The organism is Mycobacterium sp. THU-M104, assembly GCF_049197365.1.
GTDB lineage: Bacteria > Actinomycetota > Actinomycetes > Mycobacteriales > Mycobacteriaceae > Mycobacterium.
The window spans coordinates 1-18461 of sequence record NZ_JBMIOP010000153.1; the positions used below are offsets into that span (position 1 = coordinate 1).

Sequence of the window (18461 nt, forward strand, 5' to 3'; positions counted from 1 at the left end):
CGGGGACGCTGGGTTTCGCCGGCGCGGCGCCGTCCGGCGCCGCCGCGCAAGCGGGCGGGCTGGCCGCGCTGGCCGGCGACGGATTCGGTGGCGGTCCTGCGGTACCGATGGTCCCAGTTAGCTGGGAACCAGGAGCTGGTGCATAATGGAAACCATTGTCGATAAGGGCTGGCTGCTACACGTCCGAAAATGCGGCTGAAGTCTGGTTACGGGAACTCGTTTGCGGTAAAGAGTTCAAAGGTGCCGGGGGGCCGAGAGGTCCGGGCGCGTGGACAGTTAGCTTATGCAATGCTAACTTCAGGCAAGTTAGGTTAGGGAACACTGTGCACAGGAAGAGAAGCGGCCGTGGATCGCGGTGACACCGGCGTGCTGGCAGCGCAGCCCGCGAATTTCTCGTCGAACGGCACGTCGAACGGCAAGGTGAACGGCAAGATCGACGGCGAGGTCGTCAGCCGGTTCTCGACGTGTTGCCGCGCGCTGGGGCTCGCGGTGTACGAGCGGCAGCGCCCGGCCGACCTCACTGCGGCGCGCTCCGGCTTCACCGCGCTGACCCGCATCGCCCACGACCAGTGCGACGCCTGGACCGGCCTGGCCGCCGCCGGCGACGCGTCGCTGCGGGTGCTCGAGGCGGTCTCGCGCACCGCGTCGACGGCGGGCGTGCTGCAGCGCCAGGTGGAACTGGCGCCCGGGGCGCTGGGGTTCCGCTACGACACCGGGCTGTATCTGCAGTTTCGTGCCACCACCCCCGACGACTTCCAGCTCGCGTACGCGGCGGCGCTCGCCCAGGCGGGGCGCTTCGCCGACGCCGACGGGATCGTCGCGGGGCTCACCGAACGCCGAGCGGGCTGGCGGGCGGCCCGCTGGGTCGCCGTCGTCGTCAACTACCGGGCCGAGCGCTGGTCGGACGTCGTGAAGCTGCTCACCCCCATCGTCAACGACGCCGACCTCGACGAGGCCTTCTCACACGCTGCCAGGATCGCGCTGGGCACCGCGCTCGCCCGGCTGGGCATGTTCGCCCCGGCACTGTCCTATCTGGAGGAACCCGACGGCCCGGTCGCGGTCGCAGCGCTCGACGGCGCGCTGGCCAAAGCGCTGGTCCTGCGCGCGCACGTCGACGAGGAGTCGGCCGGCGAGGTGTTGCAGGACCTCTACGCGGCCCATCCCGAGAGCGAACAGATCCAACAAGCGCTATCCGACACCAGTTTCGGGATCGTGACGACCACCGCCGCCCGGATCGAGGCCCGCACTGATCCGTGGGATCCGGCCACCGAGCCCAGCGTCGAGGACTTCGTCGACCCCGCCGCTCACGAGCGCAAGGCGACGCTGCTGTCCGACGCCGAGCGTCAGCTCGCCGAATTCATCGGGCTGGACGAGGTCAAGAACCAGGTGTCGCGGCTGAAGAGCTCGGTGGCCATGGAACTGGTGCGCAAGCAGCGCGGGCTTCAGGTCGCCCAGCGCACCCACCACCTCGTCTTCGCCGGGCCGCCCGGGACCGGCAAGACGACGATTGCCCGCGTGGTCGCCAAAATCTATTGCGGACTAGGGCTTTTGAAACGGGAGAACATCCGGGAGGTGCACCGCGCGGACCTGATCGGCCAGCACATCGGGGAGACCGAAGCGAAGACCAACGCGATCATCGACAGCGCGCTGGACGGTGTGCTGTTCCTCGACGAGGCCTATGCACTGGTGTCCACCGGTGCCAAGAACGACTTCGGCCTGGTCGCCATCGACACGCTGCTGGCACGCATGGAGAACGACCGCGAGCGGCTGGTGGTGATCATCGCCGGCTACCGGGCCGATCTGGACAAGTTCCTCGACACCAACGAGGGGTTGCGGTCGCGGTTCACCCGCAACATCGACTTCCCTTCGTATGCGCCGTCGGAATTGGTGGAGATCGCGCACAAGATGGCCGAACAGCGCGACAGCGTGTTCGAGCGGGCCGCCCTGGACCACATGGAGGCGTTGTTCTCCAAGCTGGCCGCGGAGTCGACGCCCGACTCCAACGGGATCGCCCGGCGCAACCTCGACATCGCCGGTAACGGCCGGTTCGTGCGCAACATCGTCGAACGCGCCGAGGAGGAGCGGGAATTCCGGCTCGACCATTCCGAACACGGCGGAACCGGCGAATTCAGTGACGACGAGCTGATGACGATCACCGACCAGGATGTCGAACGGTCGGTGGAGCCGCTACTGCGCGGTCTCGGCCTTGCGGTGCCGGCATGAGCGAGTACGAGCCCGACGAGCCCCGGCGTTCGTTCTCCTCGCGGACCCCGGTCAACGACAACCCCGACCAGGTCGAATACCGCCGCGGTTTCGTCACGCGCCACCAGGTCACCGGCTGGCGTTTCGTGATGCGCCGGATCGCCTCCGGGATCGCGCTGCACGACACCAGGATGCTGGTCGACCCCTTGCGCACCCAGTCGCGCGCGGTGCTGATGGGCGTGCTGATCCTGGTCACCGGCCTGGCGGGCTGCTTCGTGTTCTCGCTGATCCGGCCCGCCGGGTCCGCGGGCACCAGCGCCGTCCTCGCCGACCGTGCCACGGCCGCCCTGTACGTGCGGGTCGGCGATGACCTGCACCCGGTGCTCAACCTCACCTCGGCGCGGCTCATCGTCGGCCGGCCGGTCGATCCGGCGATGGTGAAAAGCTCTGAGCTGGACCGGTTTCCGCGCGGCAACCTGATAGGCATTCCCGGTGCGCCGGAACGCATGGTGCAGAGCCCCGCGCGCGACGCCGACTGGACCGTGTGCGACGGCGTGGCCGGCCAGCCTGGTCACGGCGCGCACAGCACGGGGGTCACGGTGCTGGCGGGCCCGCTCGACAGCCAGGGTGCCCGAGCGGCCCCGCTGCACCCCGAACAGGGGATTCTGGTCGAGGTCCCGGCGCAGGAGGCCCCGCAAACCTGGTTGCTGTGGAACGGACGGCGAAGCAGGATCGATCTGGCCGACCACGCGGTCACCGACGCGCTGGGTCTGGGCACCGGCCGCAACGGCGTGCCCGCGCCGCGGCCGATCGCGATCGGGTTGTTCAACGCGATCCCCGCGGGGCCGGCGCTCGCGGCGCCCGACATCCCGAACGCCGGCGCCCCCGCCGCCTTCGACGTACCGGCGCCGATCGGTGCAGTGGTGATGTCGTATGCGGTGGACCAGCGCTCGTCGGGTGCCGTGCGGTACTACGCCGTGCTGCCGGACGGTTTGCAGCCGGTCTCGCCGGTGCTGGCGGCCATCCTGCGCAACACGAACTCCTACGGACTGGACCAGCCGCCGCGACTGGGGGCCGACGAGGTCGCCAAGCTGCCCGTGTCGCGAATGCTGGACACCGCGCGCTACCCCGAACAGCAGGTCGTGCCCGTCGACGCGGCCGACGATCCCGTCACGTGCGCGCAGTGGAGCAAGCGCGCCGGGGCGGCGACCAGCACGCTGGGCCTGCTCTCGGGCTCGGCGCTGCCCACTCCCGACGGGGTGCACACGGTGAGCCTGGTCGGTGAGGGCAATGCCGCCCGCGTCGCACTGGCCCCCGGCGCCGGGTACTTCACCCAGACGGTGGGCCACGGCGCGTCCGCGCCCGCCGCCGGGTCGCTGTTCTGGGTGTCGGACACCGGCGTCCGCTACGGTATCGACAATGAGGCCGAAAGCGGGCCCGGCCAGGGCAAAACCGTTGCGGCCCTTGGGCTGAACCCGCCCGCCGTGCCCATCCCATGGTCCATGCTGTCGTTGTTCGCCCCCGGCCCGGCGCTGTCGCGCGCCGACGCGCTGCTCGCCCACGACGGCCTGATGGCGGAAGGGGGAATTCGATGAGCCGGTTGATCTTCGAGGCCCGCCGCCGGCTCCCGGCGCCGGGTGCCCGCAAGGGCAGCATCGCCATCGAGCCGCCTCCCGAGCTGCCCCGCGTGATCCCGCCGTCGTTCCTGCGGCGCGCGATGCCGTATGTGATCGTCATCCTGATCGTCGGCATGATCGTCGCGCTGGTGGCGACCGGGATGCGGGTGATCTCCCCGCAGACCCTGTTCTTCCCCTTCGTGCTGCTGCTGGCCGCCACCGCGCTGTACCGCGGCAACGACAACAAGATGCGCACCGAGGAGGTCGACGCCGAACGGGCCGACTACCTGCGGTACCTGTCGGTGGTGCGGGACAACATCCGCACCCAGGCCGCCGAGCAGCGCGCGGCCGCGCAGTGGTCGCATCCCGACCCGGCGGCGCTGGCGGCCGTACCCGGCTCCCGTCGCCAATGGGAGCGTGACCCCCACGACCCCGACTTCCTGGTACTGCGGGCCGGACGCCACCAGGTGCCCCTGGACACGGCGCTGCGGGTGCAGGACACCGCCGCCGAGATCGACCTGGAACCGGTGTGCCACAGCGCGTTGCGCAGCCTGCTCGACACCCAGCGCACCGTGCGTAACGTGCCGACCGGAATCGACCTGACCAAGGTCTCCCGGATCACCGTCGTGGGCGACGCCCGGGAGGTGCGGGCGGCCCTGCGCGCCTGGATCGCTCAGGCGGTGACCTGGCACGACCCGACGGTACTGGGCGTGGCGCTGGCCGCGCCGAACCTGGAGGGCCGAGACTGGTCGTGGCTGAAGTGGTTGCCCCACGTCGACATGCCCGGCGAGCTCGACGGTGTCGGGTCGGCGCGTTACCTGTCGGCCGACCCCGACGACCTCATCGCCCAGCTGGGCCCGACACTGCTGGACCGCCCGGTGTTCACCGGGGAACCGGCGGACACGTTGCGGCACCTACTGATCGTCGTCGACGAACCCGACTACGACGTGAACGCCTCGGCGCTGGGTGCGTGCCGGGCCGGGGTCACCGTCGTGCACACCAGCGCCACGCCGCCGCACCGCGAGCAGTACTCGGACCCGGAAAGGCCGATCCTGCGGATCAGCGGGGGGGACGGCGGGGGCAGCCGAGCGGTCGCCATCGAACGCTGGCGGACCGGTGGCTGGCAACCCTACATCGACCACGCCGACCAACTCGGCGCCGACGACGCCGCCCACCTGGCCCGGCAGCTGTCGCGCTGGGACTCCAACCCCACCCATACCGGGCTGCGCTCGGCGGCCACCCGCGGCGCCGCGTTCACCACGCTGCTCGGGATTCCCGACGCGTCGCAGCTCGACGTGGCCACGCTGTGGGCGCCGCGCCGCCGCGACGACGAGCTGCGCGTGCCCATCGGCGTCACCGCGACTGGCGAGCCGCTGATGTTCGACCTCAAGGACGAGGCCGAGGGCGGGATGGGGCCGCACGGCTTGATGATCGGGATGACCGGCTCGGGCAAGTCGCAGACCCTGATGTCGATCTTGTTGTCGCTGTTGACGACCCACTCGGCCGACCGGTTGATCGTCATCTACGCCGACTTCAAGGGAGAGGCCGGCGCCGACAGCTTCCGCGATTTCCCCCAGGTCGTCGCGGTGATCTCGAACATGGCCGAGAAGAAGTCGCTGGCCGACCGGTTCGCCGACACGCTGCGCGGCGAGGTGGCGCGGCGCGAGACGCTGCTGCGCGAGGCCGGTCGCCGGGTGCAGGGCAGCGCGTTCAGCTCGGTGACGGAGTACGAAAACGCCTGCGATGCCGGCGCATCCGACCTGCCGCCCATTCCGACGTTGTTCGTGGTCGCCGACGAGTTCACCCTGATGCTGGCCGATCACCCCGAATACGCCGAACTTTTCGACTACGTGGCCCGCAAGGGCCGCTCGTTCCGTATCCACATCCTGTTCGCGTCGCAGACGCTCGACGTCGGCAAGATCAAGGACATCGACAAGAACACCTCATACCGCATCGGGCTGAAAGTGGCCAGCCCCAGCGTTTCTCGCCAGATCATCGGAGTGGAGGATGCCTACCACATCGAATCCGGTAAGGAACACAAGGGGTTGGGCTTCCTGGTTCCCGCGCCCGGCGCCGCGCCGATCAAGTTCCGCAGCACCTACGTCGACGGCATCTACGATCCACCGCTTCGGACGAAATCGGTTGTGGTGCGAGCTGCTCCGGAGCCCAAACTGTTCACTGCGGCAAGGGTGGAGCCGGATCAGGACACGGTGTTCTGCGCCGGCGAGGCGCAGGACGAGGCCGGGCCACCGCGCAAGCTGATCGCCACGATCGGCGAGCAGCTCGCACGCTGCGGCCCGCGGGCACCGCAGCTGTGGTTGCCGCCGCTGGACGAGCCCATCGGACTGACCGCGGTGCTGGCTCGCGCCGGCCTGCCGCAACGCCAGTGGCGCTGGCCGCTGGGCGAGATCGACAAGCCGTTCGAGATGCGGCGCGACCCATTGGTTTTCGACGCCACGGCGTCGGCAGGCAACGTGGTGATCCACGGGGGCGCCAAGTCCGGGAAGTCGACGGCGCTGCAGACGTTCATCATGTCGGCGGCCAGCCTGCACTCACCGCGCGAGGTCACGTTCTACTGCCTCGACTACGGCGGCGGGCAGCTGCGGGCGCTGGAAGGTCTGGCCCACGTCGGCAGCGTCGCCACGCCGCTGGAGCCCGAACGGATTCGGCGCACCTTCGGCGAGATCGAGCAGCTGCTCCGGTCCCGGCAGCGGCGGGGGGTGTTCCGCGACGGGAACGGGACGGCGCCCGATGACGGCTTCGGCGAGATGTTCCTGGTCATCGACAACATCTACGCCTTCGGTCGGGACAACACCGACCAGTTCAACACCCGAAATCCCCTGTTGGCCAAGGTGACCGAGCTGGTCAACGTCGGGCTGGCCTACGGCATCCATGTGGTGGTCACGACACCGAGCTGGCTGGAGGTGCCGCTGGCGATGCGCGACGGACTGGGCCTGCGGCTCGAGCTGCGGCTGCACGACGCGCGGGACAGCAACGTGCGGGTGGTCGGTGCGCTGCGCCGGCCGGCCGACGCCGTCCCGCCCGACCAGCCGGGCCGCGGTCTGACGATGGCCGCCGAGCACTTCCTGTTCGCCCAGCCGGAACTGGACCAGGTGGCGGCCATCAACGCCCGCTACCCGGGCGTGTCCGCCCCGCCGGTCCGGTTGCTGCCGGACGACCTTTCGCCGGTCGCGGTCGGGCCGCTTTATCGGGGCGGCGAACGTGTGGTGATCGGGCAGCGCGAGGAGGACCTGGCACCGGTGGTGCACGACTTCGCCGAGCACCCACTGCTGATGGTTTTCGGCGACAGCCGCTCCGGCAAGACCACGCTGCTGCGCCACCTCATCCGCACCGTGCGCGAGCATTCCACGGCCGACCAGGTGGCCTTCACCGTGCTGGACCGGCGGCTGCACCTTGTCGACGAACCGTTGTTCGCCGACAACGAGTACACGGCGAACATCGACCGGATCATCCCGGCGATGCTCGGGCTGTCCCACCTCATCGAATCGCGGCGCCCCCCGGCAGGCATGTCGGCGGCCGAGCTGTCGCGGTGGAGCCACCAGGGCCACACCCACTACCTGATCATCGACGACGTCGACCAGGTTCCGGACTCGCCGGCAATCAGCGGCCCCTACGTCGGGCAGCGGCCGTGGACCCCGCTGATCGGGCTGCTCGCGCAGGCCGGCGATCTGGGGCTGCGGGTGATCGTCACCGCCCGCGCCAGCGGCTCCGGCCACGCGCTGATGACCAACCCGTTGCTGCGCCGCCTCAACGACCTGCAGGCGACCACGCTGATGCTCGCGGGCAACCCGCAGGACGGCGGCAAGATCCGCGGTCAGCGGTTCAGCCGGCTGCGGCCCGGGCGCGCGATCCTGTTGGGCGACAGCGAGACTCCGATGTACGTGCAGTTGATCAACCCGCTGGCCGCTGAGTCGGCCATGGTTGGTGAGTTCGGAACAGAAGGACTATCGGAACAGAAGGACTAGAGGAGGAGTAGCCATGACGTTGCGTGTGGTTCCTGAGGGTCTGGCCGCCGCGAGCGCGGCCGTGGAGGCGCTGACGGCGCGGTTGGCCGCCGCGCACGCGGCGGCGGCCCCGGCGATAACCGCGGTGGTGCCGCCGGCGGCGGACCCGGTGTCCCTGCAGACGGCCGCCGGCTTCAGTGCCCAGGGTCAGGAGCACGCGGCCGTCGCGGCCCAGGGCGTCGACGAACTCGGCCGCGCCGGGGTGGGCGTGGGCGAGTCCGGCGCGAGTTATCTCGCGGGCGACACCGCCGGGGCCGCCACGTACGGGGTCACGGGCGGCTGAGAAATGAACTCGCCAATCTGGATGGCCTCACCGCCGGAAGCGCATTCGGCGTTGCTGAGCACCGGTCCGGGGCCGGGTCCGCTGTTGTCGGCCGCCGGCGCGTGGAGCTCGCTCAGCGCCGTGTACTCCTCGGCGGCAGCCGAACTGGGTGGGCTGATCGGATCGGTGCAGGCGGGTGCGTGGCAGGGGCCCAGCGCCGGGAGTTACGCGGCGGCGCACGCGCCGTACCTGGCATGGCTGCAGCAGGCCAGCGCGGACAGCGCCGGTGTCGCCGCGGAGCACGAGGCCGCCGCGATGGCGTACACCGGCGCCCTGGCAGCCATGCCGACTCTCGCGGAACTGGCGGCCAACCACGTGATCCACGGGTTGTTGATCGCGACGAACTTCTTCGGCATCAATACCATTCCGATCGCGCTCAACGAGGCCGACTACGCGCGGATGTGGGTGCAGGCCGCCACCACGATGAGCGCCTACCAGGCGGCCTCCGGGACGGCGCTGGCTTCGGCGCCGCGGACCGCGCCCGCGCCGTCGATCGTGAAATCCGACGGCAACGCCACCGCGGCCGCCGGCACTGCCACCCAGGGGGGTGCGGCTGCCGCTGCCGCGCAGTCGGGTTCCTCGCTCAACCTGTCCGATCTGTTGTCTCAGCTGCTGTCGCAGTACACCAATTTCTACGGCGGCATGTTTCAGGAGCTGGCAACGTTCTTCTCCGACCCTGTCGGGAACTCGGTGAAGATCGTCGAGGCCTTCTTGACGAATCCGTCCGAGGCACTTGTGCTTTACGGGCCGCTGTTGTTCGCGGTCGCCTACCAGGCTTTCTCCTGGGTGGGTGCATCGATCACCTACCCGTCGCTGTTTCTCAGTCCATTCCTCGGGCTGGTCCTCCCGCTGCCGCTGGCGCTGGCCAACGTGGCCGCAGTGCCCCCGGCGCTGGCGGCGCCCGTGGCGGGAGGTATCGCGGCGACCGGCCAGCCGGTCTCGACGGCATTGCCGGTCGCGGCGATGGCTCCGACGATCGCGACCCCCACCGCGGCGACGGCCTCGGCGCCGGTCGCCGGGGCCGGTGCTCCCGGTGCGCCCGCCCCGACGGCGGCGACCGCCGGCTTCGGCTACGCGGTGGCCCTCGGCGGCGACCCCGGGCCCGGCTTCGGGCCCACACTGAGTGGCCGCGGCGGCTCCAAGGCGCCCGCGTCAACCATCCCCGCGGCGGCCACCGGGGTGGCCAACCGCGCCGAGGCGCGGGCGCGACGGCGCAAGCGGGTGGCGATGCGTGAGTACGGCGACGAATTCCTGGACCTGGAATCCGATTTCGGGGTCACGCCCGATCACGACGACACACAGGCGGTGGCCGGCGCGAGCGGGGCCGGGTCGTTGGGTTTCGCCGGCACCGCCCACCAGGACGCCGTCCTGCGGGCGGCGGGCCTGACCAAACTGGCCGACGGCGAGTTCGGCAGCGGCCCGCGGATGCCGATGGTGCCCGGCACCTGGGAGCACGACGGCGAAGACCCGGGGGGAGGGGGATCGGACGGATAGCGATGTGCAGCCAGGCGACCGGAACTCAGCACAATCACGAAGAAGGGAAACACCATGAGCCTCTTGGATGCTCACATTCCACAGTTGGTGGCCGCGCAGTCCGCATTCGGCGCCAAGGCGGCGTTGATGCGCAGCACGATCAGCCAGGCCGAGCAGGAGGCGATGTCGGCGCAGGCGTTCCACGTCGGCGAGTCCTCGGCGGCATTCCAGGCCGCCCATGCGCGGTTCGTCGAGGTCGCCGCCCGGATCAACACGTTGCTCGACATCGCCCAGGCAAACCTCGGCGACGCCGCGGGCACGTATGTGGCTGCTGATTCCGCGGCCGCGTCCACCTACCCCGGCTTCTGACCCCGGCCCACCCGCGAAAGGACTTGTGATGTCACAGATCATGTACAACTACCCGGCGATGCTGTCGCACGCCGCGGACATGTCCGGCTACGCCGGAACGCTGCAGGGGCTGGGAGCCGACATCGCCAGCGAACAGGCGACGCTGTCCAACGCCTGGCAGGGCGACACGGGCATGACCTATCAGATGTGGCAGGCCCAGTGGAACCAGGCCATGGAAGATTTGGTGCGGTCCTACCAGGCGATGGCCGGCACCCACGAGGGCAACACCCTGTCCATGTACGCCCGCGACGCGGCTGAGGCCGCCAAGTGGGGCGGTTAGGCACCGCGTCGCCGACGTCGATGAACACAGCACCCAACGCCGTCGAGATGACGGTCGACCAGGCGTGGTATGTCGCGGAAACCATTGGGGCGGGCGATTTCCCCTGGGTTCTGGCGATCACCACCCCCTACCGCGACGCGGCGCAGCGCGACGATTTCTGCCGGCGTCGCAAAGACGAGCTGACCGGTATGGGCCTGCTGTCGGCCGGGGGCGTGGTCAACGCGGCGATCGCCGACTGGGTCAGGGTGGTGTGTTTTCCGGATCGGTGGCTGGACCTGCGCTTCGTCGGGCCGGGCCCGGGCGAGTTGCTGCGCGGCCTGGTCGCTCAGCGCCGGGGCATCACCGGCAAGACCATCGTGGCACTGCGCAGTGCGCAGCTGATCACGTTGACCGCCATGGACATCGAGGATTCCCGCGCCCTGGTTCCCGTGCTCGGTGCCGGGCTCGAGCGGCGCCCGCCGGCCCAGTTCGAGGAGTTCAGCATGCCGGCGCGCGTCGGGGCGCGGGCCGACGAGAGGTTGCGGTCCGGTGCACCGCTGTCGGAAGTCATTGACTACCTGGGTATTCCGGCCTCGGCCCGGCCGGTGGTGGAATCGGTGTTCACCGGTCCGCGCAGCTACGTCGAGGTCGTCGCCGGCTGTCGCCGCGACGGTCGGCAGGCGACCACCGAGGTCGGCATGAGCCTGGTCGACACCACCGCGGGGCGCGTGCTGGTCAGCCCGTCGCGCGCATTCGACGGCGAATGGGTGTCGACGTTTCACCCGGGAACCCCCTTCGCGACGGCGGTCGCCGTCGAACAGCTGACCGCTCTGTTGCCCGACGAACAGTGGTTCCCCGACCAGCGGCTGTCCCGAGACTTTTCCGCAGCAACACACAGATAACAACACACAGATAACAACACACAGATAGAGAAGAGAGCACGATGTCCGAGCAACCGTGGCGGGCCCAGTGACGTCGGGCGCCGTCATGCCGATCGTCCGTGTCGCCATCCTCGCGGACAGCAGGCTGACGGAGATGGCCCTGCCCGCCGAACTGCCGCTGCGCGAAATCCTGCCCGCGGTCCGGCGCTTGATGGTTCCCGCCGCCTCCAACGGCCACGGCGACACGCCAGAGGACGACGGTGCAGTCGTCGCGCTGAGCCTGGCGCCCGTCGGAGGCGCGCCGTTCAGCCTGGACGCCAGCCTGGACACCGTCGGCGTCGTCGACGGCGACCTCCTTGCTCTGCAACAGGTTCCGGCTGGACCGCCCGCGCCCGGGATCGTCGAGGACATCGCGGATGCCGCCATGATCTTCTCGGCGTCGCGTCTGCGGCCCTGGGGCGGCGCCCACGTGCGGCGCGGCGCCCTGGCCGCGACGATCGTCGTGGCGCTGGTGGCCACCGGGTTGTCGGTCAGCTATCGGGCGGTTACCGGGGCGCTGGTCGGCCTGGTCGGGGTCAGCGTGGTCGCGGCGCTGACCGCTGTGGCGGGTTTGCTGGTCACCGCGCGGTCGGCCCGCACCGGGATCGCGCTCTCGATCACCGCGCTGGTACCCATCGCCGCTGCGCTGGCGCTGGCGGTGCCGGGCCCGTTCGGGCCCGCGCACCTGGTGCTGGCCGCGGCCGGGGTCACGGCCTGGTCATTGATCGCACTGATGGTGCCCGGCGGGGAACGCGAACGTGTCGTCGGCCTGTTCACCGCGACTGCGGTGCTCGGAGCCGGCGTGCTGGTGGCCGCGGGTACCGAGATGTTCTGGCGGCTGCCGATGCTCAGCGTCGGTTGCGGGCTGATCGTGGTGGCCCTGCTGGTGACCGTCGAGGCGGCCCCGCTCTCGGCGGTGTGGGCCCGGTTCCCGTTGCCGGTCATCCCGGCGCCCGGCGATCCCACGCCGTCGGCGCCGCCGTTGCGGGTGCTCGAGGACCTGCCCCGGCGGGTCCGCATCGGCGACGCCCACCAGAGCGGGTTCATCGCGGCCGCGGTGCTGCTCAGCGTGCTGGGCTCGGTCGCGATCGCCCTGCGGCCCGGGGCCGTCAGCGGTTGGGGCTGGTACGTGGTGGCCGCGATCGCGGCGGCGTCGGTGCTGCGCGCCCGGGTGTGGGATTCGGCGGCGTGCAAGGCCTGGCTGTTCGCCCAGCCCTATCTCGTCGCCGGAGTGCTGCTGGTGTACTACACCGCGACAGGGCGCTACGGGGCCGCCCTCGGTGCGCTGACGGTGCTCGTCGCGCTGATGTCGGCGTGGCTGGTGGCGGCGCTGAACCCGGGCATCGCAGCCCCGGAGAGCTATTCGCTGCCGCTGCGCCGGCTGCTGGGCTTCGCGGCTTCCGGGCTCGACGCGTCGCTGATTCCCGTCATGGCTTACCTGGTCGGGCTGTTCGCCTTGGTGCTCAATCGATGATGCGGGCGGGATCGGCCTGCCTCGCAGCGGCGTTCGTGGTCATGCTGGCGGCGTGTCCGCCGGCGTTCGGGATCGACCAGCCGCAGGTGGATCCCGGGGTGCCGCCGCCTGCCGGCACACCCGGGCCCGTGCAGCCGATGGAACAGCGCGGCCCGTGCAGTATCTCCGGGGTCATTCCCGGCAGCGATCCCGACGTGGTGTCGCCCAGCCAGGAGATGCTGAATCTGCCTGCTGCGTGGCAGTTCTCGCGCGGTGAGGGCCAGCTGGTCGCGGTGCTCGACACCGGGGTGCGGCCCGGTCCGCGACTGCCGAACGTCGACCCGGGGGGCGACTTCGTGGAGACGGCCGACGGCCTGACCGACTGCGACGGGCACGGCACCCTGGTCGCCGGAATCATCGCCGGCCAGCCCGGCCCGTCCGGTGCACAGGGTTTCTCCGGGGTCGCGCCCGCGGCGCGGGTGGTGTCGATCAGGACGACGTCGGCGAAGTTCTCGCCCCGCACGCCGGGTGGCGATCCGCTGCTGGCGCGGGCCACCGTCGACGTCGCCGCGCTGGGGCGGGCGATCGTGCACGCCGCCGACCTGGGTGCGCGGGTGATCACCGTCTCGGCGATCACCTGCCTGCCCGCCGACCGCCCCGTCGATCAGGCCGCTCTCGGGGCGGCGCTGCGTTACGCGGCGGTTGACAGGGACGCGGTGATCGTGGCCGCCGCGGGCGACGGCGGCCCGAGCGGATCGATCGCCGCAGGGGCGCCGTGCGAGTCCAACCCGCTGACCGACCGGAGCCGTCCCGATGACCCGCGTAACTGGGCCGGCGTCACGTCGGTGTCGATCCCGTCGTGGTGGCAGCCCTACGTGCTGTCGGTCGCTTCGCTGACGCCGCAGAGCCGTCCGTCGAAGTTCACGATGGCCGGGCCGTGGGTGGGCATCGCGGCGCCCGGCGAGAACATCGTGTCGGTGAGCAACGACGACGGTGGTGGCCTGGCCGACGGCCTGCCCGACAACCACCAGCAACTGGTCGCGCTCAGCGGCACCGGTTACGCCGCAGGCTACGTGTCCGGCGTCGTGGCGCTGGTGCGCAGCAAGTACCCGCAGCTGACGGCCGCCCAGGTCGTGCAGCGTCTCACGGCGACCGCGCACAACGGTGCCCGGGTTCCCTCCGACCTCGTCGGGGCCGGCAGCCTGGACCCGGTGGCGGCCCTGACCTGGCAACTGCCCGCCGGCCAACAGGCCGGGGCGCCGGCCACCCGAGTGGCCGTGCCGCCGGTGCCGGCTGCGGCCGACACCAGGCCGCGGACCGTCGCGGTGGCCGGTACCGCCGCGCTGGCCGTGGCGGTCGCGGCCGTCGCCGCTTTCACCGCAATCGGCGCACGCCGACGGAAGGAGTCATCTCAATGAGGGTGCTGCGCTCGATACCGGCCCCCGGACCCGGCCGTATGACACTGGCGCTGCTGGCTGTGGTGCCCGCGGCGATGGCCTACCCGTGGCGGTCCGAACGCGCCTACTGGCTGCTCGGCGTCGCCGCCGTCGCGATGGTCCTGCTGTTCGGGTGGTGGGATGGGTTGCATGTCACCACGATCCTGAGCCGTCGCCTCGCCATCGTGAGCCGCCGCAATCTCTCGGTCCCGGAAGCCGCGCCCGCGACGAAGGTGACCGCGCTGCTGCGGGTCGGTCCGCCGGTCGACGAGTCGGAGGTGCTGCCGCTGGCGCTGATCGCCCGGTACCTCGACTGCTATGGCATCCGGGCCGACGCGATACGGATCACCAGCCGCAGCAGTGCGGCCCGGGTGCAGCAGACGTGGATCGGGCTCACGGTGTCGGCCGCAAACAACCTGCCGGCACTGCGGGCCCGTTCGTCGCGGATACCGTTGCCTGAGACCACCGGTGTCGCCGTGCGACGCCTGGCCGACCACCTTCGCGAAATCGGTTGGGAAGCAGTCGTGGTCGGGCCCGAGGACGTCCCGCGGCTGCTGCCGGCCAACGTTCGACAAAGCTGGCGCGGGTTGCAGCGGGGCGCTTCGGATTACGTTGCGGTGTATCGGGTCTGCGTTGACGAGTCGTTGCCCGAGACCTTGGAGGCGATCCGGTCACATCCGGTGCGCGAGACGTATACGGCCCTGGAGATCGCCGGTGACCGCACCAGCCGGACCCTCGCGGCCGCTTGCGCCTTCCTCACCGAGTCGTCACCGGAGGCCGCCGCGCCGGTGCCCGGTTTGACCCCGCAACGCGGCAACCACGGCGCCGCGCTGGCGGCGCTGGAGCTGCTGTCCGCCCGGCGGCTCGACGGCCACACCGCGGAGCCGTCAGGCCTGCTGACGCGGCTGGACTGGCCGACGCCGGCGGCCGGCGCGCACCGGGCGGCGATCGCCTGAACGCACCTGGCGCCGACGGAATGACGATGCGGTGATCGCCTGTGACGCGGGCGCCGAACCGCGGTTCACCGCCGGCGGTGCCTTCACGTGAGGACGAACGCCTCGGCTGCACAGGTCGTTTCGGCCGGTCGAATCTGCAGGTTTCCTGTGCGTTGGTCTGCTCGGCTTGTCGAGCAGGTCCCCATAGGTTTCTACTATCGGTAGCAAGAAGCCGGAACACCCGGCCTGGCGCCATCGAAAAGTTGGTGCCCGTTGGTGGTGGGGCTCACCCTGAATGCGGACGACGTTGTCCGCCAACAGTCCCTGCGCAATATCGGTACGCGGCACGCCGATGGCAACCGCGTTTGGCGCAGGGGATCATGATGGCAACTCTTCTTCTTGAACGTGTGACTCTTCTTGAACGGGTGAGCACCATGACGTGTCCACCCGGGTTCCAACGTCATGACGTCGACCCGGTTCTGTGCTGTGCGCCAACCCTGCCTCGGCGAAGCACCTGCCTCTGCAGGGAAGCGAGGTAGGCACGTCATGATCTGGCTGGCTTTGTTTCTCGCACTCTTCGTGGGCATAGTGGTGGGCGTCCTGGGCAGCGGCGGATCGGTCCTTTCGGTTCCGCTGCTCGCCTACGTCGCCAGAATGGATCCCAAGCAGGCGATCGCGGTCGCACACATGATCGTCGGCGCAACGAGCACCGTCGCCGCAATCTCATTCATCCGGGCTGGCCGGGTCCAGTGGAGGACGGCGTTGCTCCTCGGCAGTGGTGGTTTCGTCGGGGCGTACGTCGGTGGTCTACTCGCTCGCTTTTTCAGCGGTGCGGCGTTGCTTCTGGGATTCGCCTCGATTGTGGCCGTCACCGGAATCGCGGTACTGCGCGGTCGCCGCGACGCCGTCGAGGACGAGGAGCACCGAGCACTGCCCGCGGTTGTGGTCGCGCTCGGGGGCCTCGCGATCGGGATGGTGTCCGGTCTGGTCGGAGCAGGGGGAGGGGTCTTCATCGTTCCGTTCCTGATTTTGGTCGGCGGTCTTCCGATGGCGTACGCCGTCGGTACGTCTCTGATAGTCGGCGCCCTCAACTCGTTCGCCGGCCTGGGTGGCTACCTGAGCAGCGTGCACGTCGACTGGAAATTGGGCGCGGCCTTCACCGTGATCACCGTGGTCGGCGGGCAGATCGGAACGCACCTCCACGCTCGATTCGATCCCAGCGCGTTGCGCAAGTCCTTCGGGTTGTTCGCCTTGGGGATTTCGTCGATCACCTTCGGGCGGGAGATCAATGCCGAGACCGGAATTGCCCTGGCAGCGGCAACCGTGTTGGCGGGCCTGCTCATTTTCGCCCGCGAGGCCAAACAGCGACGCGCCGCGGCGAGCCGTCCGTTCCATGACACGATCCCGGACGCAGATGCGCGTCTCGAGCATGCCCGTCAAGGTTCGTCTTGACGACGTCGGATCCCCAGCCGGGGATCATGCCGCCCGCAACAGGAGGAGTCCACCCACAGGCGGCGTTCCACAGCCGCGCATCACTGAATCCTCTGCGAGCGAGTGCGCCTCGTGGCACTTCCCAAACCGACGTGTCGACTTTCGCGGTCGCTGACGAGAGGCAGTCAAACCATGTTGCGTAGGCAGCGCATCGCGGAGTGGAACCCGGAAGACTCCTCGAAGTGGGCTTCCGGTAACAGTGTCATCGCGCGCCGTAATCTGCTCTGGTCGATTGTCACCTCGCACGTGGCTTTCTCGGTCTGGTCTTTGTGGTCGGTGATGGCGCTGTTCATGCCGCAGTCCGTCTACGGTTTCTCGACAGGCGACAAACTATTGCTCGGTGCCACCGCGTCACTTGTCGGCGCGGTCGCGCGCTTGCTCTACCCGATGGCCAACGCCAGGTACGGCTGCCGCAACTGGGCGGTGTTCTCGTCTTTGTTACTGGTCATCCCGACGTCGGGAGCCATTGTGCTGCTGGCTCATCCCGGCCTGCCGCTGTGGCCCTACCTGCTCTGCGCGGCACTCAACGGCCTGGGGGCGGGAAACTACTCGTCATCGCTGGCCAACTCCGAGGCCTTTTACCCACAGCGACTCAAGGGCTTCGCGCTGGGGCTGACCGGCGGGATCGCCAATCTCGGTTCGGCGTCCATCCAGGCCGTCGGACTGGTGGTGCTGGCCGTTGCCGGCAACCAGGCGCCGTACTGGGTTTGCATGATTTATCTGCTGCTGTTAGGCGTCGGCGCTCTTGGTGCGGCGCTGTTCATGAACAACCTCGACTACCGCATCGAGATGACGCATTTCAGGTCCATCCTTCCGCTGCCGGACTCGTGGGGAATCTCATTTCTCTATCTGACCTGCTTCGGTTCTTTTCTCGGCTTCGCTTTCGCCTTCGGCCAGGTCTTGCAGCACAACTTCATGGCAAGCGGGCAGCCCAGTGCCCAGGCAGCACTGCACGCCGCCGAAATCGCCTTCATCGGACCGCTGTTGGGCTCCGCGGGCCGGGTCTTCGGAGGCCGGCTGAGCGACCGGATCGGGGGTGGTCGCGTGACGCTGGGCTCTGTGACCGCGATGGTTGTGGCCGAACTGTTCCTCATCGCCGTCAGCACTCACGACGATCTCACGCGCGGGCCTGGTGGATACGTGTCAGAGCTCACGATGATCGGATACGTCGTCGGCTTCATCGCGTTGTTCACCCTGTCGGGCGTGGGGAGCGGTTCGGTTTTCAAGCTGATTCCCTCGGTGTTCGAGGCGCGCAGCGACGCACTGGGTGTCGGCGATATCGAACGGCTGGACTGGGCCCGCGTCCGGTCGGGAGCGTTGATCGGCTTCGCCGGTGCTTTCGGGACGCTCGGCGGCGTGGGGATCAACGTGGTGTTGCGGCAGGCCTACGACAGCACCGGCACCGAAACACCTGCGTTCTGGGTCTTCCTGGTCTGTTATGTCGTTGCCGCAGCCCTGACCTGGATGCGCTACGTGCGGCCGCAGGACCGGTCCGGGGCGACTTCTGGTTCCGGGACGGCGGTATCGGGGTCCTCAGCTTCTGCGGGGGTCCGGACGTACTGAGCAGTTCGTCTGAAAGACACGCCTAGTACGGCGGTGGCTGGTTGCGCTGCGCGACGTGGGCGGCGTTGAGGGCGCGTTCGGCGTCGATGCGGCGGGCGCGATCTTGTTTTCGGGTCCGGCGGCGCGTGGGCATCATGATGCTGCGGCTCCCGGAGTACCGCAAAGTAGTGGCGGCACTGGTCAATTCAGCGGTGGGCAGGCTCAGGGCGGGGAACAGCAGCCGGCTTCCCGGGCGTGTGATGTATTCGCGATCCGAGGGCGAGGTCCACACGATGACCCCGTCGGGGTGCTGCCGATCGCGCCAGCCCGTCCAAAAAGTTTTCAGCAAATGATGTTTTGTGCAAAGGCATTTGAGGTT

The 18461-nt window shown here is 69.5% G+C and carries 14 protein-coding genes and 1 pseudogene; 14 read left to right on the forward strand and 1 reads right to left on the reverse strand.

The window, feature by feature from the left end:
• Window positions 1-8: 8 nt before the first annotated feature.
• The 14 genes from ACOJVU_RS12755 to ACOJVU_RS12820 all read left to right on the forward strand — a co-directional run bounded on the left by ACOJVU_RS12755 (window position 9) and on the right by ACOJVU_RS12820 (window position 18103).
• Window positions 9-146 carry a hypothetical protein gene (locus tag ACOJVU_RS12755; RefSeq protein ID WP_421530124.1) on the forward strand — a complete coding sequence of 46 codons (138 nt, stop codon included), beginning with the start codon at window positions 9-11 and terminating at the stop codon, window positions 144-146.
• A 199-nt stretch (window positions 147-345) separates the two neighbouring features.
• Window positions 346-2223: a type VII secretion AAA-ATPase EccA gene (gene eccA, locus ACOJVU_RS12760; protein WP_421530112.1), complete on the forward strand. Its 1878-nt coding sequence runs from the start codon at window positions 346-348 to the stop codon at window positions 2221-2223.
• Window positions 2220-3797 (forward strand): type VII secretion protein EccB, encoded by a 1578-nt coding sequence (gene eccB, locus ACOJVU_RS12765; protein ID WP_421530113.1) that lies wholly within the window; start codon window positions 2220-2222, stop codon window positions 3795-3797. The genes eccA and eccB overlap by 4 nt, the downstream gene beginning before the upstream one ends.
• A complete protein-coding gene (gene eccCa / locus ACOJVU_RS12770; RefSeq protein ID WP_421530114.1) occupies window positions 3794-7804 on the forward strand; it encodes a type VII secretion protein EccCa in 4011 nt (1336 codons plus the stop codon). The genes eccB and eccCa overlap by 4 nt, the downstream gene beginning before the upstream one ends.
• A 13-nt stretch (window positions 7805-7817) precedes the next feature.
• Complete coding sequence (locus ACOJVU_RS12775; protein WP_421530115.1) at window positions 7818-8126, forward strand: PE family protein; 309 nt, start codon at window positions 7818-7820, stop codon at window positions 8124-8126.
• Window positions 8127-8129: 3 nt separating this feature from the next.
• Window positions 8130-9659 carry a PPE family protein gene (locus ACOJVU_RS12780; RefSeq protein ID WP_421530116.1) on the forward strand — a complete coding sequence of 510 codons (1530 nt, stop codon included), beginning with the start codon at window positions 8130-8132 and terminating at the stop codon, window positions 9657-9659.
• A 54-nt stretch (window positions 9660-9713) separates the two neighbouring features.
• Window positions 9714-10007, forward strand: coding sequence for a WXG100 family type VII secretion target (locus tag ACOJVU_RS12785; RefSeq protein ID WP_421530117.1), 294 nt, complete (start codon window positions 9714-9716; stop codon window positions 10005-10007).
• Between the two features lie 28 nt (window positions 10008-10035).
• Window positions 10036-10326 (forward strand): WXG100 family type VII secretion target, encoded by a 291-nt coding sequence (locus ACOJVU_RS12790; protein WP_421530118.1) that lies wholly within the window; start codon window positions 10036-10038, stop codon window positions 10324-10326.
• A 20-nt stretch (window positions 10327-10346) separates the two neighbouring features.
• Window positions 10347-11207 carry an ESX secretion-associated protein EspG gene (locus ACOJVU_RS12795; protein WP_421530119.1) on the forward strand — a complete coding sequence of 287 codons (861 nt, stop codon included), beginning with the start codon at window positions 10347-10349 and terminating at the stop codon, window positions 11205-11207.
• 85 nt (window positions 11208-11292) lie between these two features.
• Window positions 11293-12699 (forward strand): type VII secretion integral membrane protein EccD, encoded by a 1407-nt coding sequence (eccD, locus tag ACOJVU_RS12800; protein ID WP_421530125.1) that lies wholly within the window; start codon window positions 11293-11295, stop codon window positions 12697-12699.
• Complete coding sequence (mycP, locus tag ACOJVU_RS12805; RefSeq protein WP_421530120.1) at window positions 12696-14096, forward strand: type VII secretion-associated serine protease mycosin; 1401 nt, start codon at window positions 12696-12698, stop codon at window positions 14094-14096. The genes eccD and mycP overlap by 4 nt, the downstream gene beginning before the upstream one ends.
• Complete coding sequence (gene eccE, locus ACOJVU_RS12810; RefSeq protein WP_421530121.1) at window positions 14093-15070, forward strand: type VII secretion protein EccE; 978 nt, start codon at window positions 14093-14095, stop codon at window positions 15068-15070. Before mycP ends, eccE begins: the two co-directional genes overlap by 4 nt.
• 525 nt (window positions 15071-15595) lie before the next feature.
• Window positions 15596-16501, forward strand: a complete 906-nt coding sequence (locus tag ACOJVU_RS12815) for a sulfite exporter TauE/SafE family protein (RefSeq protein WP_421530122.1) — start codon at window positions 15596-15598, stop codon at window positions 16499-16501.
• A gap of 171 nt (window positions 16502-16672) precedes the next feature.
• Complete coding sequence (locus tag ACOJVU_RS12820; protein WP_421530123.1) at window positions 16673-18103, forward strand: MFS transporter; 1431 nt, start codon at window positions 16673-16675, stop codon at window positions 18101-18103.
• A gap of 22 nt (window positions 18104-18125) precedes the next feature.
• On the opposite strand, the pseudogene ACOJVU_RS12825 reads toward ACOJVU_RS12820, so the two are convergent.
• Window positions 18126-18461, reverse strand: a pseudogene (locus tag ACOJVU_RS12825) (HNH endonuclease); the annotation flags it as partial.

What these genes read in the sequence shown, in the direction of transcription:
- ACOJVU_RS12820 (WP_421530123.1), top strand. Translation starts at nt 16,673, where the DNA reads ATGTTGCGTAGGCAGCGCATCGCGGAGTGGAACCCGGAAGACTCCTCG.
- ACOJVU_RS12815 (WP_421530122.1), top strand. Translation starts at nt 15,596, where the DNA reads ATGATCTGGCTGGCTTTGTTTCTCGCACTCTTCGTGGGCATAGTGGTG.
- ACOJVU_RS12780 (WP_421530116.1), top strand. Translation starts at nt 8,130, where the DNA reads ATGAACTCGCCAATCTGGATGGCCTCACCGCCGGAAGCGCATTCGGCG.
- eccE (WP_421530121.1), top strand. Translation starts at nt 14,093, where the DNA reads ATGAGGGTGCTGCGCTCGATACCGGCCCCCGGACCCGGCCGTATGACA.
- eccB (WP_421530113.1), top strand. Translation starts at nt 2,220, where the DNA reads ATGAGCGAGTACGAGCCCGACGAGCCCCGGCGTTCGTTCTCCTCGCGG.
- ACOJVU_RS12790 (WP_421530118.1), top strand. Translation starts at nt 10,036, where the DNA reads ATGTCACAGATCATGTACAACTACCCGGCGATGCTGTCGCACGCCGCG.
- ACOJVU_RS12775 (WP_421530115.1), top strand. Translation starts at nt 7,818, where the DNA reads ATGACGTTGCGTGTGGTTCCTGAGGGTCTGGCCGCCGCGAGCGCGGCC.
- ACOJVU_RS12795 (WP_421530119.1), top strand. Translation starts at nt 10,347, where the DNA reads ATGAACACAGCACCCAACGCCGTCGAGATGACGGTCGACCAGGCGTGG.
- ACOJVU_RS12785 (WP_421530117.1), top strand. Translation starts at nt 9,714, where the DNA reads ATGAGCCTCTTGGATGCTCACATTCCACAGTTGGTGGCCGCGCAGTCC.
- mycP (WP_421530120.1), top strand. Translation starts at nt 12,696, where the DNA reads ATGATGCGGGCGGGATCGGCCTGCCTCGCAGCGGCGTTCGTGGTCATG.
- eccCa (WP_421530114.1), top strand. Translation starts at nt 3,794, where the DNA reads ATGAGCCGGTTGATCTTCGAGGCCCGCCGCCGGCTCCCGGCGCCGGGT.
- eccD (WP_421530125.1), top strand. Translation starts at nt 11,293, where the DNA reads ATGCCGATCGTCCGTGTCGCCATCCTCGCGGACAGCAGGCTGACGGAG.